The organism is Pseudomonas sp. Arb-4-2C, assembly GCF_055755015.1.
In genome coordinates this window covers 5,826,637-5,845,240 of record NZ_CM146899.1, presented here as the reverse complement: position 1 = coordinate 5,845,240, position 18,604 = coordinate 5,826,637, and the positions used below count along the sequence as shown (strand labels likewise).

Genomic DNA, 18,604 nt, shown 5'->3' with positions numbered 1-18,604 from the left:
GTCTGTCAGGCCGGATGAAAAAGACCGACAAGACGACAGGCGAAGTCATTGTTGTAGTTGTTTGTTACCAATCTGTGCCAAATGCGCAGCAATTTCAACAGGGCAAACCGTGACCGGTCAGTTCTCGTCAGCGTAGCCTGATTTATTCTCGTCCGGCGGTTCCCGGATTTGCGAAGGATGTGTTTAGAATGGCCCTCGTCGCCATCTCCTCAGGTTAGCCGGGGGACATTGCGCAACAAGGTGAAACCAGCCACTAAAACAAGAACGAAGACGAGCTCCATGACGAAGGACGAGCAGCGGTGATCCCGACTCGATCCAGCGCTTGGCCGTCATAGCGTGAAGCTGCCGGGATGGTGGTTTCACCGTGGGATGCCATGAATTTCATTCTTTACTCGGACGTCAACGACCGCTCCATCAGCCAGAGTCTGGGCCGTCCGGAATATAGCTATTACTTCGTGCTCAAGGCCTACCGTCCTGTGCTGGAAAGCCTTGGGCAGGTGCACGTGGTGTCGTCGGCCGCCGAAGTCGACCCGTTGTATCGGCAGTTGCAACTGACCGGTCAGGACAGCCTCTTTCTTTCGTTTGCCCCTCCGCACAAAACCCCGACCGACCTGCAATGTCCGGTGGTCTGCGTGATCGCGTGGGAGTACGACTCGATCCCGGTCGACCCTCGCGAAGAACACGTCCACCATGACTGGAGCCGGATCCTCGCGCGCCATGGTCGGGCGATCACGTTGTCCAGCCACACGGCACAAGCCATTCGCCGGACCATGGGCGAGGACTTTCCTGTGCTGGTGTTGCCGACGCCGTTGTGGGAAGGCTTCGCCGCTGTGCGCCAGCAATACCCGGCTGTGCCGGTGAACCCGGGAGCCCTGTTGCAGATCAAGGGCTGCATTATCGACAGCCGCACTCTCGGCCTGTCCGCCGACGGGCTGATTGCACCGACGCCCAATGAGCCGGCATCGGAACCCGGCGAGCCGGGCGACGTCGCTGCGCCGTCCGAGCCTGCGCCGCCACCGGAACTGACCCTGCGCCGTCGTGCGTTCATCACCAAGCACTACTTGCGCGAAGGCTGGCGGGCAACGGCGACTTCCAACGAACACCAACCGTTATTTCTGCTCAAGCACAATCTGCTGCTGTGGTATCGCGAAGCCGTTCGCGATCTGCTGCCGATCGCCCTGCGCCGTCAGTTGTTCCGCTTGCGCGCACCTGCCGCCGAACCCTTGCCGCCGGGTCCTGGCGGCAGTGAAGTGCCTGTGCCCGCGGTGGCCGAGCATCCGCAGGCCAGTCTGCCGGATACCAGCGCCACGGTGCAGACCGAGGTCAGCGGCGTGGTGTTTGTGAGCGTCTTCAACCCCGAAGACGGGCGCAAGAACTGGCATCACCTGATCACTGCTTTCTGCTGGGCCATGCGCGACGTCGAAGATGCCACGCTGGTGCTGAAGATGACGCAGAACGATCTGGCGACCTATTACGTGCACCTGATCACCCTGTTGTCGCAGCTTTCACCGTTCGCCTGCCGGGTGGTGGTCATGCATGGTTACTTGCAGGACGAGGAGTTCGCCAGGCTTTACGGTGCCGCCAGTTTCTATGTCAACGCGTCCCGCTGTGAGGGCTTGTGCCTGCCGCTGATGGAGTTCATGTCCTGCGGCCGCCCGGTGATTGCGCCAGACCATACGGCGATGCACGACTACATCGACGAGCGTGTCGGCTTCATCGTCAAGTCCAGTCGTGAGCCGACGATCTGGCCGGATGACGTGCAGATCCTCTATCGCACCCTGCGCCATCGTCCGGATTGGGGGTCGTTGAAAACGGCCTACGAGGACAGCTACGCCATGGCCAGGCATGATCCGGCGGCCTATCAGGCGATGGCCCAGGCCGCGAACGAGCGCATGCGCGAATACTGCAGTTTTGCCCCGGTGCAGCAGCGTCTGGCGCAATTTTTTCAGCTGACGCCGAGTGCAACAACCCCACAGCTGATCGCCGAGGCGGGGACTGCATCATGCTGATCATCATTCATTCGGAAACCAACAAGAGCAATATCCAGCAGAACCTCGGGCGTCCCGAGTACAGCTACTACTTTGTGCTCAAGGAGTTCCGCCCGGTGCTCGAGCGTCTGGGGCAAGTGATTGAAGTGAGCAACCCGGACGAACTGGTCGATCGGCTGTACTTCGATTGCCTGAGTCGCGGTGAGGCGTGCGTGTTCCTGTCGTTCTCGCCGCCGCATCGCACGCCGATTCATTACGCCTGCCCGACCATTCCGGTGTTTGCCTGGGAGTTCAGCACTATTCCCACCGAGAGTTGGCACGGCGAGCCCCGTCATGACTGGCGCGTGGTGTTGAACGCCTGCGGCATGGCGATTACCCATTCGAGTTTCACGGTGAACGCTGTATGCGACGTGATGGGCGCGGACTACCCGATCTGTGCGATTGCTGCACCGGTGTGGGACCGCTTCGCCGCGCGCGGTGCGCAGTTACGCAAGCAGCCGGTGGTCGAGGCGGTGCAGTTGAAGCTGCGCGGCCTGTTGCTCGACAGCCGCACGGTAGACCTGCGCGCGTACGGTCCGCCGGGATTATGCGAAGGCACGCCGCTGTCGTTCGCCGAGCCGCCGCAGGACTGCCAGTTGCAACTGGACGGCGTGGTCTACACCTCGGTGTTCAACCCTTACGACGGGCGCAAGAACTGGCAGGACATGATCAGCGCGTTCTGCACCACGTTCCGTGACGTCGCCGATGCCACCCTGGTGCTGAAACTCACGCACCATGACATCGCCAATGCCCTGAGTGACATGCTGCATCACCTGTACAAGAACCAGTCCTACCAGTGCCGGATCGTGCTGATCCATGGGTATCTGGCGGACGCCGATTATGAAGCACTGGTGCAGGCCACCAGTTACGTGGTCAACAGTTCCTATGGCGAAGGGCAGTGCTTGCCGCTGATGGAGTTCATGTCCTGTGGCAAACCGGCGATTGCGCCGCTGAACACGGCGATGGCCGACTATGTCGACAGCGACAACGCCTTCATTGTCGACTCCACCGACGAGCTCACGGCCTGGCCCCATGACCCGCGTGCGGCCTACCGCACCTTGCGCTACATGACTGATTGGGACTCGTTGTGCGCGGCGTATCGCGCCAGTTATGAGGTGGCCAAAAACGATGTCGAGCGTTATGCGCGGATGTCCGAGCATGCCGTACACAACCTGCAGCGCTTCTGCAGCCAGGCAAGTGCAGAGGACCGCCTGCGAACGTTTTTTGCCCAGCACGCAGAGGCCATCAAGCCGTTGTCCGTGGAAGCCTCGGGCGCATGATCCGGCGCCTGCTTGCACGCTTGCGCCCGGCACCGTTGCCTGTCGCACCTGCACCTGAGCCGATCGGCCAGGCCTCGCCACGGGACGTGGGGTTGCATGACGCAATTCTCGATGGCTGGTTCTTGTCCGACAGTGGCGAGTTGCTCAAGGGCTTCGCCATCACGGCTGACGATACCTTGCTCGACGTCGGTTGCGGCGAGGGCGTGGCGACGCTGTTCGCCGTGCGACAGGGCGCCTCGGTGATTTTCACCGACAGCGAACATGACAAGGTCCGCGATCTGGCCCGGCAGGTTGAGGCGCAGAGCAACAAGACGAATCTGGGCCTGGTCAGCAACAGCCTGCCGTTGCCGCTGGCCGCCGGTTGTGCGAGCAAGGTGGTGTGCATGGAAGTGCTTGAGCACATCGATCAACCGGAACCGTTCATGGCCGAACTGGTGCGCATGGGGCGTCCCGGCGCGCAGTATCTGCTGAGTGTCCCGGCGCCGGTCGGCGAGCACCTGCAACAAGGCATTGCCCCCGCCGGTTATTACCAGACGCCGAACCACGTGCAGATTTTCACCGAGCAGCGCTTTGCCGAACTGGTGGAGAACGCCGGGCTGGTGATCGAGCATCGGCAGGCCAGCGGGTTCTTCTGGGTGATGGGCATGATCTTCTTCTGGGCCAGTGAGCGCGCCGCCGGCCGTGACCTCGGTGGCGCCGTGCGCGACCGGATTCAGGCCCCGTACCCGCCGTTGATGGAGAGCTGGTCGCGTACCTGGCAAGACCTGCTGGCGCAGCCGGATGGCCTGGCCATCAAGCAAATGCTCGACCGCTTCATGCCCAAGAGCCAGGTGATCATCGCCCGCAAGCCGCTGGCGGGCGAAACCCGCACCGGGAGCCAGCCATGAGCGCCAAGCGGATCATGGACATCGAGGTGCTGCGTGCCATCGCCGTCCTCGGCGTGTTGTTCCATCACTTGCAGGGCAGCCTGTTCACCGACACGGTGCCATTGCTGGAAAACATCCACGCCTGGGCGCAACCGTGGTGGGGCGTCGATCTGTTCTTCGCCATCTCCGGATTTGTTATCGCCCGCAGCCTGATCCCCGCGCTGCGCGCCTGCACGACGCGTCAGGAATATTGGCAACAGACGCGTAATTTCTGGCTGCGTCGGGTGTTTCGCCTGTTGCCCTCGGCCTGGCTATGGCTGGCGCTGATCCTGCTGGCGTGCGTGTTTCTCAACCGCTCCGGTGCCTTTGGCAGCCTGCACGCCAACCTGCAGGCGACGCTGGCGGGAGTGTTGCAGTACGCCAATTTGCGCTTTGCCGACAGCTTCTTTCAATACGAATACGGCAGCAGTTTCGTCTACTGGAGCCTGGCCCTGGAGGAGCAGTTTTACCTGCTGTTCCCACTGGTGATTGTGCTGTGCCGCAAGCATTTGGTCTGGGCCTTGCTGGCGCTGGTCGCGGTGCAACTGTTGACCCTGCGCACGCCGTTGCTGATGGTGGTGCGCACTGACGCGCTGGCGCTGGGCGTGCTGCTGGCGATGTGGAGCGCGCAACCTTCTTACCGGCGCTGGCAACCGACGTTTCTGCGGCGTCCGTGGGCCGGCCTGTCAGTGTTGATTGGCGTGGCGCTGCTGATGAGCTACATGGCCACCGACCGTTTCACTTTCGCGCCTTACCGCATCGGCTCGATTGCCGTGCTCGGCGCGCTGCTGGTGTGGATTGCCTCGTACAACCGCGATTACCTGCTGCCGGCCGGCCCTGTGCAACGGCTGATGGCGTGGATCGGCAGTCGTTCTTACGGCATTTACCTGATCCACATCCCGGCCTATCTGCTGGTGCGTGAATTGATATTCCGCTTGCAGACTGCGGGTTTGCCGAGCCCTGCCGGGCACCCGATTCTGACTGTGCTGATTGCCTTGGGTCTGATCGTGCTGCTCAGCGAGCTGAACTACCGATTCATCGAAATGCCGATGCGCAATCGCGGTGCCGCTTTGGTGCGGCGCCTTGATACGTCCCGACCTGCCGTTTCAACCTCCGGAGCCACCTCATGCTGAGCCTATTGAAAAAACTCACGGCGGCGTCGCCTGCACCGGCCCCCGCGCAACCTGTCGCGTCGGTGGCGGACAAGGTCGATCCGTACATGCTCGGCCTCTACGATGCCAAGCTCAGCGGCTGGTTCAACCAGGAGACCAACGAGCTGTTCAAGGGCTTCCCGGTGACCGCCGATGACACCTTGCTCGATGTCGGCTGTGGCGACGGTGGCAACGTGCATTTCTGCGGCATGCGTGGAGCGAAAATCATCATTGCCGACATCGACGCGACCAAGGTCGAGGCCACCCGTCAACGCCTGAGCGATACCCCGGCGCGCAGCGTCGAATGCCACGTCACCGACTGCGACCCGTTGCCGATTGCCGACGGTACCGCCACCCGCGTGGTGTCCACCGAAGTCATCGAGCACGTCGACGACCCGGCGCAGTTCCTTGCCGAACTGGTGCGGGTCGGCCAGTCGGGTGCGCTGTACCTGCTGAGCGTGCCGCACCCCAGTTCCGAAGACTTGCAGAAAGACATCGCGGCGCCGGAGTATTTCCAGAAGCCCAACCACATTCGCATCATCAGCGAAGAACAGTTCAAGGCGATGGTCAGCGAAGCCGGCCTCGAGATCATCAGCCACAGCCAGTACGGCTTTTACTGGTCGATGTGGATGCTGCTGTTCTGGGAAGCCAAGGTCGATTTCAGCAACCCGGATCACCCGTTGCTCAATCACTGGGCCGACACCTGGCAAGCGGTGCTCGATTCGCCCCGTGGCGCGCAGATCAAGCAGGCGCTGGATGCGGTGGTGGCAAAAAGTCAGGTGATCATTGCCCGCAAGCCATAAGTCGCTTTCCCTGTAGGAGTGAGCCTGCTCGCGATAGCGGCGTATCAGGCAACATCGATGTCGAACGTTACTGCGCTATCGCGAGCAGGCTCACTCCTACAGGGATTTGTGTACCCTGACTGTTTGTATCAGTAGGGAATAGGCCTTTCATGCGGTTCGGCTTTTCGATTTTGATCGCGGCAATGGGGTTGCTCGCTGCTTGCGAGCGGCATGACGCCCCCGCCCTCGATCAGCAACTCTATGTCTGGCAACGTCAATGGACGTCGGCGCATGACGCCGCGCTGGGCGACAGCCGCGAGAGCTTTTCGACATTGCGCGTGCTGGCCTTGCAGGCGTTTCCCAATGACGGCTGGCACCGCGCGCGAATCGATGCGCCATTGCTCAAGCACGATGGCCGGCCATTGATTGCGGTGATTCGCCTCGACGGCCAGCTCAAGGCGCTCGATCAGCAGCAGGTCACCGCACAGATTCTTCAGGTTGTCGCCGATTGGCAGGCGCAAGGGCTGACCCTGAGCGGCGTCGAGATCGACCATGATTCAGGCAACGCGCGCCTGACCGAATACATCGAGTTCCTGACGCATTTGCGTTCGGCATTGCCCGCGTCGTTGCCGCTGAGCATCACCGCGCTGCCGGCGTGGCTCGGCAGTTCACAGTTGCCTGCCTTGCTGGCCACGGTCGACAGCAGCGTGCTGCAGGTGCATGCCGTCAGTGATCCGCGACGCGGATTGTTCGAACCCGAGCAGGCGCGACGCTGGGCCAGTGACTGGGGGAAGATCACCGACAAGCCTTTCTATCTGGCGCTGCCAGCCTATGGCGTGGCGCTGCTGCCGGATGCTGGCGGTGCCCCGGTGGTGGAGAGCGAAGTACCGCTCGAGCGCGATGGGCAGCGCCGGGAACTGCTCGCCGATCCGTTGCAACTGAGCACGCTCGCCAAGTCCCTGCGCGAGGATCCGCCAGCGCATCTGGCCGGGCTGATCTGGTTTCGCCTGCCATTGCCCAATGACCGCCGGGCCTGGAGCCTGACCACGTTGCGCGCCGTGGCCAGCGGCGATGCGTTGAGCAGCCGGCTCGGCCTGACATTCAGTGAGCACGACGGCCTCTATGACATCCACCTCTCCAACCCGGGCAATCTCGATGCGGCCTGGCCTGCGCAGTTGCGAGTCAAGGCACGTGGCTGTGAAGGCGCCGACGCGCTCGCCGGTTACTCGTTGCAACAAAGCGCGGATCTGCTTACCTTCACCCGCCTGCGTGACGGCCGATTGCCGGCGGGCGGACAACGCGCCATCGGTTGGGCGCGCTGTGCATTTATTGATCAAGGAGGTTCGCATGTTGACCCGTAACTGGCCCCGCCATCTGCTCTGCCTGAGCCTCAGCCTGCCGCTGGGTTCGGCGCTGGCCTGCGGCCCGGACTTCCCGATGCGCCTGCTCGACAATCGCGGGCAAACCCTGGCCGAGCTGCCGGAGGGCAACTTCAACTTCGAGATCAGCCGCCTCGGTAAAACCATTGCCGGGCTGAAGAACGTCACCGCAGCGACGCACAATCCCAACGATATGTACGGTGACGAGAACGAACCGGCTGCCGTTCGCGAAAAAGCCGAGCAGGTCGGTCTGAGTGCCGAGCAACAAGCCTTGGTCAAGCAATTGCGCGGTCTGACCGATGCACGTCAGGTCGAGGCTCAGGGCGCCAGTCTGCCGCCGGAAATCCGCCTGTACGTGGCCGGCGCAGTGGCGTTTGCCACGGGCGATCATCCATTGGCCGTCGAGTACTTCAACAAGGTGCTGGCACTGCCGGCCGATCAGCGTCCGCTGCGCAGCACCTGGGCGGCGTATTCGCTGGGCCGAACCTGGTTTGCCATGAGTGCCGAGGCCGGCGATGCCGTCGAGGCGCTGGAGGACGCGCGCGATGCCTTCCGCCAGACCCGACAGATGAGCATCGACGGCTTCAGCGATCCGCTGGAGCTCGGGGTGGCCAGCCTCGGTGAAGAGGCGCGGGTGCTGCGAACCGCCGGCGACTGGGATGGCGCCATCGAACTGTATGAAGCGCAGAACCTGCACGGCTCGGCGGTGGGCAATACCTCGCTGAAACAACTGATGAATGAGCTGGCCGAACTGCCTGAGCCGGAACTGGCCAAGCTGCTGGAGCGCAAGGCCGTGCAGCAACTGGTCACTGCCTCGTTGATCAGCCGCATGGGCTGGTCATTCGACGAGCAACCGCCGAACGAAAAGAAACTCATCAAACTGTTGCAGAACAGCACCCGTGGCAGCCTGGAAAACGCTGATCGACTGGCGGCGATGAATTACCAACAGGGCGATTACGCCAGTGCCAAGGCCTTCCTCGAGAACGCCGGTGACGGTGGGCTGGCGTGGTGGCTGCGGGCCAAACTGGCGGTGCGTGACGGCGACAAGAATGCGGCCGCTGCTGCCTATGCCAAAGCCGCGCAGGCCTTCCCGCAGAACGAGGACTGGGGCTACCGACGCACCCCGGACTGGGACTTCGAAACCCTGCAGCCCAAATGCCGGGTCGAGGGCGAGAGCGCGATCCTCGCGTTGCAGCGCGGCGAATACCTGCAAGCGTTCGTGCAGTTGTATCGCAGCAACAGCATCTACTGGTTCGACGCCGCGACGGTGGCCGAGCGCGTACTGACGGTCGACGAGCTCAAACAATATGTCGATGACAACGTGCCGGCGCCTGCGGCGCTGACCCAGCAGCAGCGCGACAACTACGTGCCGCTGCCGGTCGCTGCCAGCCTGCGTAACCTGCTGGGACGGCGCTTGCTGCGCGAGGGGCATTACGAGCAGGCGGTCGGTTATTTCGACAATCCCGATCTGCAGCACAAGGCCCGCCTGTACGGTGAGCAACGCCTGAAGGCCGATGCCGCGTGGTGGCCGACCAAACGCGCCAGCGCCTTGTACAACGCGGCATGGACCGCGCGCGAATGGGGTATGGACATCCTCGGCTATGAGATGGCGCCGGACTACGCCACGCTTGGCGGCAACTACAGCCTGGAAAACACCGAGCTGAAAGTCGGGCCATTGGTGGCCGAAGCCGAAGTGCAGCGCCAGAAGGCCAGTCAGGCGCAGCCGGATGAGCGTTATCACTACCGCTTTGTCGCCACCGCACTGGCCGGCCGAGCTGCCGACAACTTGCCGCACACCAGCCAGGCGTTTGCGGCGGTGTTGTGCAATGCCGCCGGTTTCAACAGCAGTCTGCAAGAGCAGAGCGCGCTGTATCGACGCTACGTCAATGAAGGCCCGTACGTGCCTTGGGCGGTGGACTTCGGCAATCAGTGCCCGTACCCGGATTTCGAAAACGCCGACAAGCGTTACGTGACTCAGGTCACTGATGCCGTGCGCAATACGTTGCGCCCGTACAAGTGGCCTGTGGTCGGCGTCCTGGTGCTGATCAGTGCTGGCGCGTTGGCGTTGTTCAGCCGCCGCCGCAAGGCGCGCAAGCCCTAGGCCTGCTGGATAAACGTCAGACGCACGGCGAAGCCGATCAACAGGCTGCCGAACAGCCATTGCTGGACCCGCTGGGCGGTTGGACTGTGTTGCAGCCAACGGCCCAGCGCGGCACCGGTCAGGGCATAGGCGCTGTCGAACAGCAGCCCGACGCCCACCAGCAGCACGCCGAGGGTGGCAAATTGGCTCAGCACCGGTGCGCCATCATTGACGATGAACTGCGGCAACAGCACCGAGCAGAACAGCAAGGCCTTGGGGTTGAGCAGGTTGGTCAGCAAGCCGCGACGAATCGCTTCGCGCCATTGTCCGTGAGCGTCGGAGTCAGGGTGGGCATTGAGGTTTGGCAGCAACGTGCTGCGCAGGCACTGAATGCCGATCCACAGCAAATACGCCGCACCGGCCAGGCGCACCATATCGAACGTCCACGGCGCTGCCTTGAACAGCGCTGCCAGGCCCAGCGCCGCCAACGCCACGTGACAGCCCCGGGCAATCCCCAGGCCAACAGCGGTCGCCAGTGCCGCACCGCGACCCTGCCGCGCGCCGGTTTGCAGCAACAGGATCATGTCCGGGCCGGGCAACAGATAGACCACCGCCAATGCCAGAAAAAACAGCCAGAAACTCGCCATGTCGCAGCCCTTTCGTTGTCGATTCGGTGACCACAGTCTATGGCTGAAGGGTGGGGCAGGTGCTTGCGTAGTCAGCTTCAAAAACTCATTGGATTGGCATAACCTGCTTTCTTTTTGCGCCTTGACCATCAGGATCTGCCAACCATGAAACTTGACGCCTTTGATCGCAAGATTCTCGCCGCGCTGCAACGCAACGGACGGCTGAGCAACGTCGAGCTGGCGGACGAGATCGGGTTGTCGGCGTCACCGTGCCTGCGCCGGGTGCGGATGCTGGAAGAGGCCGGGGTGATTCGCGGCTATCAGGCCAATCTGGATCGCGACGAGGTGGGGCTGGGGCTGACGGTGTTTGTCGGGGTCAAGGTCGAGCGCCACAACGACGAACAGGCCGAGGCCTTTTATGCGGCGGTTACGGCGCTGCCGGAGGTGATCTCGGCGTTTCTGGTGTCGGGCGAATCGGACTTTCTGTTGCAGGTGGTGGTGCCGGACCTGCGCGCGTACGACCGCTTTCTCAGCGGTTGCCTGCTGAAGCTGCCGGGGGTCAGTGACATTCGCAGCAATTTTGCGATTCACACGGTGAAGACCCCGGGGGCATTGCCGTTGGGGCATCTACCGGATTGAGATCGAGCTGCTCCTTTCGCGAGCAGGCTCGCTCCCACATTCGAATGCGATCAAAGGTGGGAGTAAGCCTGCTCGCGATAGCGGTCACCCATAGCTTTGCTGACTACATCTGCGTCGCCATCCCCTCGACATTCATCGCCGCCTGGCGCAACGCTTCAGAGCGTGTCGGGTGCGGGTGGCAGGTCAGCGCGATGTCTTCGGCCGATGCGCTGAATTCCATGGCCACGCAGTATTCGCCGATCATTTCGCTGACGCTCGGGCCGACCAGGTGCACGCCGAGGATTTCGTCCGTGCGTTCGTCGGCGAGGACTTTGGCGAAGCCTTCGGTTTCGTGGTTGATCTTCGCCCGGCTGTTGGCGGTGAACGGGAACTTGCCGACTTTATAGGCGCGGCCCTCGGCCTTGAGCTGCTCTTCGGTCTTGCCGACGCTGGCCAGTTCCGGCCGGGTGTAGATGACGTTGGGAATCAACTCGTAATTGACCTCGCCGGCCTTGCCGACGATCTGTTCCACGCAGGCCATCGCCTCATCTTCGGCCTTGTGCGCGAGCATCGGCCCGGACGTCACGTCGCCGATCACCCAGACGCCAGGCGCTTCGGTGCGATGCTGGCGGTTGGCGAGCATGCCGCGCTTGTCGGTGGCCAAGCCCACGTTCTCCAGACCCAGGCCCTGGGTGTATGGACGCCGGCCGATCGCGACCAGCACGTAGTCGGCTTCCAGCAGCTCGGCACTGCCACCGGCGGCGGGTTCGACGCTGAGCTGCACACCGGTGGCCGAGGTCGTGGCGCTGGTGACTTTCGAACTCAACTTGAAACTGATGCCTTGTTTGCTCAGCGAGCGCTGCAGGGTCTTGCCGGCCTCGCCATCGACGCCGGGGCAGATGCGGTCGAGGTATTCGACCACGGTCACCTGGGCACCGAGACGGCGCCATACCGAGCCGAGTTCGAGGCCGATCACTCCGGCGCCAATCACCACCAGATGCTTGGGTACTTCACTCAGGGACAGTGCGCCTGTGGAGTCGAGGATGCGTTGGTTGTCGATCTCGACGCCGGGCAGAGGCGTGGGTTCGGAGCCGGTGGCGATGATGATGTCCTTGGCGTTCAGCCCGGTCTTGTTGCCTTGCCCATCGGTCACGCTGACTTTGCCCGGGCCATCGATGTGGCCCCAGCCCTTGATCCAGTCGACCTTGTTTTTGCGAAACAGAAACTCGATGCCTTTGGTCAGGCCGCTCACGCTCTCGTCTTTCTGTTTCATCATCTGCGCGAGGTTGAGCGTGGGTTTGACCTCGATGCCGAGGTTGGCGAATTCCGCACCCATGGCCGCGTCGTATAGCTCCGAGGCGTGGAGCAAGGCCTTGGACGGCATGCAGCCGACGTTCAGGCAGGTGCCGCCCAAGGTGGCGCGGCCTTCCACGCACGCGGCTTTCAGACCCAGTTGGCCGGCGCGGATCGCCGCGTTATAACCACCGGGGCCGCCGCCCAGAATTACCACGTCGTAGTGACTCATGCTCTTGCTCCTCGTTGACGGATGCGGATCGCTAAAAGTAGTGGGTCGATAAAATTACGAACGTAATATGTGCGTTTCCGGACATTTCGGTCAAGGCTTCAGGCAAGCGACAGGTTGCGCATCTTTAGATAAGCGTATTTGTGTACGAATATTTCACGCTTTTCGTTATATCGTAACGATAAGACGGGTGAATCAATGGCTTTGGGGTGATATGCAAGTCGATCTGGATCTCGATGGCACGCAAGTGACCGGGTTGCCGCGCTTTCAACAAGCAGCCGTGCAGGGGCGACGTTTGCGCCGCCTGGCCATTGGCCTTGGCGGGTTGGCCGGGGCAGGGTGGGTACTGGCGTTTTTTGTCGGGCTGTTTGCCGCGCAATCGTTATGGCCAGCATTGCTGGTGAATCTGAGTGCGGCATTGCTGGTGCTGGTCGCCGGGCTGCAGTCGGCGTGGTGGGTGACGCAGTGGCGCGCACGGGTGATGAACCCGCCGGCGCTGGTGGCGCCGACCGAGGAGGCTGAGCCCGCGACGCCTGACGGCTGGTATGAACGGCTGCTGGAGCGCCTGAGTCAACGCGGATTGCATCTGCTGGGTCAAATCGGCGCGGCCACGTTGTGGCTCGGCGGTTGGTCGGCGTTGGTGGTGCTGAGCATCGAGCAAGTGTGGAACCTTGCCTTGCCGGCCGGCGCGGTCGGCGTGTCTGCCACCGTCGGCGCGGTGCTGATGTTGCTGCTGGGCTTCGGCTTGCTGGTGCTGGAACGCCAACTGGCTCAGGAGCCTCCGGCGCAATGGCCGGAGGCCGGATCCCTTGCGCAATTGGCGCGGGTGGCGATCATCAGTCTGGTGCTTGGCGCCTTGTGTCTGTTGTTTGCCAACGACGCTTCGGTGTGGCCCGTCAGGGTCGCGGTGTTGATCGGGATCTTGCCGGGAATGGTCGCGATCGAGTTGCTACTGCGCGCGATTCTGTCGATATTCAGCCCGTATCGCGAACAACTGGAACCGACCCTGCTGGCGCGTAGTTTTGTCGCTGACATGCTGCGTTGGCCGCCTCAGCCGCTGCTCGCCTTGCAGCACGAATTGCACAACCGTTTCGGCATCGATCTGCGACAGATCTGGGCTTTCAGCTACATGCGTCGCGCCTTTATCCCGGTGCTGGCGCTGGTCGCTGCGGTCGGCTGGTTGCTGACCGGGATCCACGAAATTCCGCTGCAAGGGCGCGGCATCTACGAGCGTTTCGGCAAACCGGTGCAAGTGTTCGGCCCCGGCTTGCACGTCGGTTTGCCGTGGCCGCTGGGCCGTGTGCTGAGTGTCGAGAATGGCGTGGTGCACGAGTTGGCGACCAGCGTCGGTGATAGCGCCGCACCGGCGCAAGCCCCGACCCAGGCCGAGCCCGCCGAAGGGCCGGCGCCGATGACCGCCAACCGCTTGTGGGATGCCAGTCACGTCAACGATAAATCCCAGGTGATTGCCAGCAGCCGAGGCGATCAACAGAGCTTTCAGATCGTCAACATGGACGTGCGCTTCGTCTATCGCATCGGCCTGCGGGATCAGGATGCCTTGGCCGCCACCTACAACAATGCCGATGTGCCGACGCTGATTCGCAGTACCGCCAGCCGGATTCTGGTTCACGATTTTGCCTCGCGCACCCTCGACGGTCTGCTCGGTTCCGACCGGGTAGGGCTGGGAGAAGAAATCGGCCGCGCAGTGCAGGGCGATCTGCAGAAGCTCGACAGCGGTGTGGAGATTCTCGCCACCGTGGTCGAAGCCATTCATCCACCGGCCGGTGCCGCCAATGCCTATCACAGCGTGCAGGCAGCGCAGATCGGCGCGCAGGCGTTGATCTCCCGTGAGCGCGGGGCTGCAGCTGAAGCCAGTAACCAGGCGCAGTTGCAGGCCAGTCTTGTGCGGGATCAGGCCAGTGCCAGTGCGCGTGAAGTCAGCGCCACCGCGCAGGCGGCGGATCTGAAGTTCAAGGCTGAACAACAAGCCTATGCCAGCGCCGGCCAGGCGTTCGTGCTGGAGCAATATTTCAGTCAGCTCAGCCAAGGCCTGAGCAAGGCCAGGCTGCTGGTGCTCGACCACCGTTTAGGCGGTAGCAGCAATGCGCCGACCATCGACCTGCGTACGTTCACGCTGCCGGCTGACCCGACGCCCGCGCGCACCACCGCTCAACCAGGAGTTGCCCATTGAGCCAGTCGCACACTCACGATTCGCATGACCACAGCGGCCATGATCACGGCCACGCCGGGCATCACCATCATCATGGGCATCATCACCATCATCACGGTGCGCCGGAAGAGGCGGGACCGTTCCCGTGGCGGCGCATGGGCTGGGCGGTGTTATTGGTGGCGTTTGCCATCGCTGCGGCGAGCCTGGTGCAAGTGCGCTCGGGCGAGGCTACGGTCATCACCCGTTTCGGCAATCCGTCGCGGGTGTTGCTTGAGCCCGGTTTGAGCTGGCGCTGGCCGGCGCCGTTTGAAGCCGCGATCCCGGTGGATCTGCGCCTGCGCACCACCTCCAGCGGTTTGCAGGATGTCGGCACCCGCGATGGTTTGCGCATCATCGTTCAGGCTTACGTGGCGTGGCAGGTGCAGGGCGACCCGGATAACGTGCAGCGTTTCATGCGGGCGGTGCAAAACCAGCCGGATGAGGCGGCGCGGCAGATTCGCACGTTCGTCGGCTCGGCACTGGAAACCACCGCGAGCAGTTTCGACCTGGCGAACCTGGTCAACACCGATGCCAGTCAGGTGCGCATCGCCGACTTCGAAGCTCAATTGCGCAAGCAGATCGATCAACAACTGCTCGCGACTTATGGTGTGCGCGTGGTGCAGGTTGGCATCGAACGGCTGACCTTGCCTTCGGTAACGCTCACGGCCACGGTCGATAGAATGCGCGCCGAGCGTGAAACCATTGCCACCGAACGCACGGCCATTGGCAAGCGTGAAGCTGCGCAAATTCGCTCGGCTGCCGAGCGCGATGCGCGAATTGTGCAGGCGGATGCCACGGTGAAAGCCGCAGAAATCGAAGCGCAATCCCGGGTCGAAGCGGCTCAGATCTATGGCCGCGCCTACGCCGGGTCGCCGCAGCTGTACAACCTGCTGCGCTCGCTGGACACGCTCGGCACCATCGTTACACCGGACACCAAGCTGATCCTGCGCACCGACGCCGCGCCATTCCGCGTGTTGGTAGACGGTCCGCCGACTGTTGATAACAAATCCGGATCGCAGCCATGAGTGATGAAGTTCCACGTGGAACACATTCGTTGAGCAGTCCGTGGATTCAGGCCGGACGCCTGGCGTTTTTCGCTTTGTATGCGGTCACTGTTCTGGCCGCGTTGGCGTGGGTGTTTTCCAATGTACGGCAGATCGATCCGCAGAATCGCGCCGTGGTTTTGCACTTTGGTGCACTGGATCGCATCCAGAATGCCGGCCTGTTGCTGGCCTGGCCACAGCCCTTCGAACAGGTGGTGTTGCTGCCTGCAGCGGATCGGGTGATTGAGCGCCGAGTAGAAAACCTGCTGCGCAGCAGTGAGGCGATCAAGGCTGATCGCGTTGCGACCTTTGCCACTCCGCTGAGCGATGCGCTGGCCGGTTCCGGCTATTTGCTGACCGGCGACGCTGGTGTCGTTCAACTGGATGTGCGGGTGTTTTACAAGGTCACCGATCCGTATGACTTCGTATTGCAAGGTGATCATGTGCTGCCGGCATTGGATCGGCTGGTCACGCGCAGTGCGGTGGCTTTGACCGCCGCTCGTGATCTGGACACGATTCTGGTAGCCCGGCCAGAGTTGATCGGCGCCGACAATCAGGCGGCTGAGCGCCGCGAACGTTTGCGCGGTGATCTGGTGCAAGGCATCAACAAGCGCCTGGCAGAACTCAAGGCGAGCGGGCAGGGTATCGGTATCGAAGTGGCGCGAGTCGACGTTCAGTCGAGTCTCCCAGACCCGGCTGTCAGCGCCTTCAATGCTGTGTTGACTGCTAGCCAGCAAGCCGACAAAGCGGTCGCCAACGCACGCACCGAGGCGGAAAAACTTACCCAGACCGCCAACGAACAAGCCGACCGCATTCTGCAAGTGGCTCATGCGCAGGCCGGCGAACGGTTGGCGAAAGCCTCCGCCGACACCGCCACGGTAATGAGCCTGGCCAAGGCGCAACAGCAGGGCACCGATCCGCAGATGCTCCTGCGGTTGTATCGCGAACGTATGCCAAAAATTCTCGGCCAGGCCGGTTCCGTGACTACGGTCGATCCGAAAGACGATTCCCGCCTGATCATTCAGGGAGCCAGTAAATGACTGCGACCACTGCCGCACCGAGCCTGTTGTCCTCGGCCGAACAGCGCCGCGCCGCACGGCAATTGACCCTGGCCATGCTCGCCCTGGGCTTGCTTGGCCTCGGTCTGATCTGGCGCTGGCTGGTGCCGGAGCAAACCGGTGTCAGTCAGTTGCTGCTGGGTTTTGCTTCTTTATTGGTGGCGGTGCCGGTGATGCGTTCGGCGTGGTACAGCCTGCGTTATCCGAGCCTGCACGGCATCACTGATCAACTGATTGCACTGGCCATGCTCGGTGCGTGGGCGACCGGCGACCTGCTGACCGCCGCGTTGCTGCCGGTCATCATGATCTTCGGCCACGTGCTGGAGGAGCGCAGCGTGATCGGTTCGCAGGAAGCGATTCACGCCCTCGGTCAGTTGACCCGCAGCCACGCACGCAAGATTCAAGCGGACGGCTCGATCATCGAAGTGGATAACGGCACGCTCAAACCCGGAGACACCGTAGAGGTGCGCGCCGGTGATCGGGTGCCGGCGGATGGGCGGGTGCTGTTCGGCCAGGCCAGCCTCGACACGGCGTCGATCACCGGCGAGTCGGTCCCGGTTGAAACGGCAGTGGGCATGACGGTATTCGGTGGGGCGATCAACCTCGACGGCTTGCTGCGCATTGAAGTGACCCGTACCGGCGACCAATCGACGCTGGGCAAGGTCATTGCGCTGATGCAAAACGCCGAGCGCTCGAAGCCACCGATCACCCGTCTGCTCGAGCGGTATGCCGGCAGCTACATGGTGCTGGTGTTGCTGCTGGCGGCGGTGACCTGGTTCGTGACCAACGATGCGCAAGCGATGCTCGCGGTATTGGTCGCCGCCTGTCCTTGCGCGCTGGTGTTGTCGGCACCGGCCACGGCGATTGCCGGCGTCGCGGTGGCGGCGCGCCACGGCATTCTGATCCGCAGTTCGGCCTTCCTCGAAGAGCTGGCGGACCTGACCTCGCTGGTGGTCGACAAGACCGGCACCCTGACTTACGGCACCTTGCGTTTGCAATCGATCAGCAGCCCGCGACTGGATCAGGCCTCGGTGATGGCACTGGCCGCCAGTCTCGGCGCGGCCAGCAGCCACCCGGTCAGTCGTGCGCTGGCCGGGCTGGTCAGTCAGGAGCAGAGCCTGCCATTGACCGATATTCATGAGCGTCAGGGCCTCGGCGTGGTTGCCATGACCGCCCAAGGCGAGGCGGCGTTGGGGCGGCCCGAGTTGTTCGCGCAACTGGGCATTGTCACCACGCCTGTTCCCGAACATGACGGGCCGATTGCCGGCTTGGCCTTGAACGGTGAGTTTGTCGCCTGGTTATTGCTGGCGGACAGCGTCAAACCGGAAGCGCGCTTTGCCCTCGGCGAATTGCGCGAGCTGGGTCTGGGGCGCCAGTTGCTGCTGACCGGCGACCGCCAGAGTGTTGCGCAGAACCTGGCTCGCGAAGTGGGCCTGCAAGAGGTACAAGCGCAGGCGCTGCCCGAGGACAAACTCAACCGCGTGCTCAAGGAAATCGACAACGGTTTCCGGCCGATGGTGGTGGGTGACGGCATCAATGATTCGCTGGCACTCAAGGCCGGGGTGGTGGGGGTCGCAATGGGCGCCGGCGGTGCCGACATTGCGCTGGCCTCGGCGGACATCGTCTTGATCGGCAGCGACCTGCGCCGCCTCGGCACTTGTGTGCGGCTCAGTCGCCAATGCCGCCGGACCTTGCAGGTCAACGTCATCATCGGTCTGGGCTGGACCTTGGCGATCGTGGTGTTCGCAGCCTTCGGCTGGCTCGGCGCGGCGGGGGCGATGATCGCTGCGTTGCTGCATAACCTCAGCACGCTGCTGGTGCTGGGCAATGCCGGGCGTTTGCTGCGGTTTCAGGAGCCGCTGCTCAAGCTCAAGGACGATCGTTGAAATTATTTTTTGTACATCTGTAACGCCGTCGGGGCAGC

The 18,604-nt window shown here is 62.7% G+C and carries 14 protein-coding genes; 12 read left to right on the top strand and 2 right to left on the bottom strand.

The genetic code is table 11. The features are described 5' to 3' along the window. The first annotated feature begins 374 nt into the window (after positions 1 to 374). From AC0J41_RS26530 to AC0J41_RS26500, 7 genes are all read left to right on the top strand, one after another. Complete coding sequence (locus AC0J41_RS26530; RefSeq protein ID WP_473014009.1) at positions 375 to 2,009, top strand: glycosyltransferase; 1,635 nt, start codon at positions 375 to 377, stop codon at positions 2,007 to 2,009. Further along, the gene (locus AC0J41_RS26525; RefSeq protein WP_473014008.1) at positions 2,003 to 3,307 is read left to right on the top strand and encodes a glycosyltransferase; all 1,305 of its coding nucleotides are present in this window, start codon (positions 2,003 to 2,005) and stop codon (positions 3,305 to 3,307) included. Before AC0J41_RS26530 ends, AC0J41_RS26525 begins: the two co-directional genes overlap by 7 nt. Next, complete coding sequence (locus tag AC0J41_RS26520) at positions 3,304 to 4,194, top strand: class I SAM-dependent methyltransferase (protein ID WP_473014007.1); 891 nt, start codon at positions 3,304 to 3,306, stop codon at positions 4,192 to 4,194. Before AC0J41_RS26525 ends, AC0J41_RS26520 begins: the two co-directional genes overlap by 4 nt. Continuing rightward, entirely contained in the window at positions 4,191 to 5,345 is a 1,155-nt protein-coding gene (locus AC0J41_RS26515; RefSeq protein ID WP_473014006.1) for an acyltransferase family protein, read from the top strand. The genes AC0J41_RS26520 and AC0J41_RS26515 overlap by 4 nt, the downstream gene beginning before the upstream one ends. Continuing rightward, positions 5,339 to 6,166 carry a class I SAM-dependent methyltransferase gene (locus AC0J41_RS26510; protein WP_473014005.1) on the top strand — a complete coding sequence of 276 codons (828 nt, stop codon included), beginning with the start codon at positions 5,339 to 5,341 and terminating at the stop codon, positions 6,164 to 6,166. The genes AC0J41_RS26515 and AC0J41_RS26510 overlap by 7 nt, the downstream gene beginning before the upstream one ends. 149 nt (positions 6,167 to 6,315) lie before the next feature. Further along, positions 6,316 to 7,506 carry a DUF3142 domain-containing protein gene (locus AC0J41_RS26505; RefSeq protein ID WP_473014004.1) on the top strand — a complete coding sequence of 397 codons (1,191 nt, stop codon included), beginning with the start codon at positions 6,316 to 6,318 and terminating at the stop codon, positions 7,504 to 7,506. Then, positions 7,493 to 9,625: a hypothetical protein gene (locus AC0J41_RS26500; RefSeq protein WP_473014003.1), complete on the top strand. Its 2,133-nt coding sequence runs from the start codon at positions 7,493 to 7,495 to the stop codon at positions 9,623 to 9,625. The genes AC0J41_RS26505 and AC0J41_RS26500 overlap by 14 nt, the downstream gene beginning before the upstream one ends. Here the strand turns inward: AC0J41_RS26500 and AC0J41_RS26495 are convergent. After that, positions 9,622 to 10,251, bottom strand: coding sequence for a LysE family translocator (locus AC0J41_RS26495; RefSeq protein ID WP_473014002.1), 630 nt, complete (start codon positions 10,249 to 10,251; stop codon positions 9,622 to 9,624). The two genes, AC0J41_RS26500 and AC0J41_RS26495, sit on opposite strands and share 4 nt — an antisense overlap. A gap of 144 nt (positions 10,252 to 10,395) precedes the next feature. Here AC0J41_RS26495 and AC0J41_RS26490 point away from each other — a divergent pair, with 144 nt between their 5' ends. After that, positions 10,396 to 10,869, top strand: a complete 474-nt coding sequence (locus AC0J41_RS26490) for an Lrp/AsnC family transcriptional regulator (RefSeq protein ID WP_025112605.1) — start codon at positions 10,396 to 10,398, stop codon at positions 10,867 to 10,869. A gap of 103 nt (positions 10,870 to 10,972) precedes the next feature. Here AC0J41_RS26490 and lpdA read toward each other — a convergent pair whose 3' ends face one another. Continuing rightward, on the bottom strand, positions 10,973 to 12,373 hold the full coding sequence (gene lpdA / locus AC0J41_RS26485; protein ID WP_473014001.1) for a dihydrolipoyl dehydrogenase: 1,401 nt from the start codon (positions 12,371 to 12,373) through the stop codon (positions 10,973 to 10,975). 211 nt (positions 12,374 to 12,584) lie between these two features. Here lpdA and hflK (AC0J41_RS26480) point away from each other — a divergent pair, with 211 nt between their 5' ends. Genes hflK (AC0J41_RS26480) through AC0J41_RS26465 form a run of 4 tightly spaced genes read left to right on the top strand, consistent with a single transcriptional unit; the run spans position 12,585 to position 18,566 of the window. Next, positions 12,585 to 14,561: a protease modulator HflK gene (gene hflK, locus AC0J41_RS26480; RefSeq protein ID WP_473016038.1), complete on the top strand. Its 1,977-nt coding sequence runs from the start codon at positions 12,585 to 12,587 to the stop codon at positions 14,559 to 14,561. After that, entirely contained in the window at positions 14,558 to 15,604 is a 1,047-nt protein-coding gene (hflC, locus tag AC0J41_RS26475) for a protease modulator HflC (protein WP_473014000.1), read from the top strand. The genes hflK (AC0J41_RS26480) and hflC overlap by 4 nt, the downstream gene beginning before the upstream one ends. Further along, on the top strand, positions 15,601 to 16,662 hold the full coding sequence (gene hflK / locus AC0J41_RS26470) for a protease modulator HflK (protein ID WP_473013999.1): 1,062 nt from the start codon (positions 15,601 to 15,603) through the stop codon (positions 16,660 to 16,662). The genes hflC and hflK (AC0J41_RS26470) overlap by 4 nt, the downstream gene beginning before the upstream one ends. Then, on the top strand, positions 16,659 to 18,566 hold the full coding sequence (locus tag AC0J41_RS26465; RefSeq protein ID WP_473013998.1) for a heavy metal translocating P-type ATPase: 1,908 nt from the start codon (positions 16,659 to 16,661) through the stop codon (positions 18,564 to 18,566). The genes hflK (AC0J41_RS26470) and AC0J41_RS26465 overlap by 4 nt, the downstream gene beginning before the upstream one ends. The last annotated feature ends 38 nt before the right edge of the window (positions 18,567 to 18,604 follow it).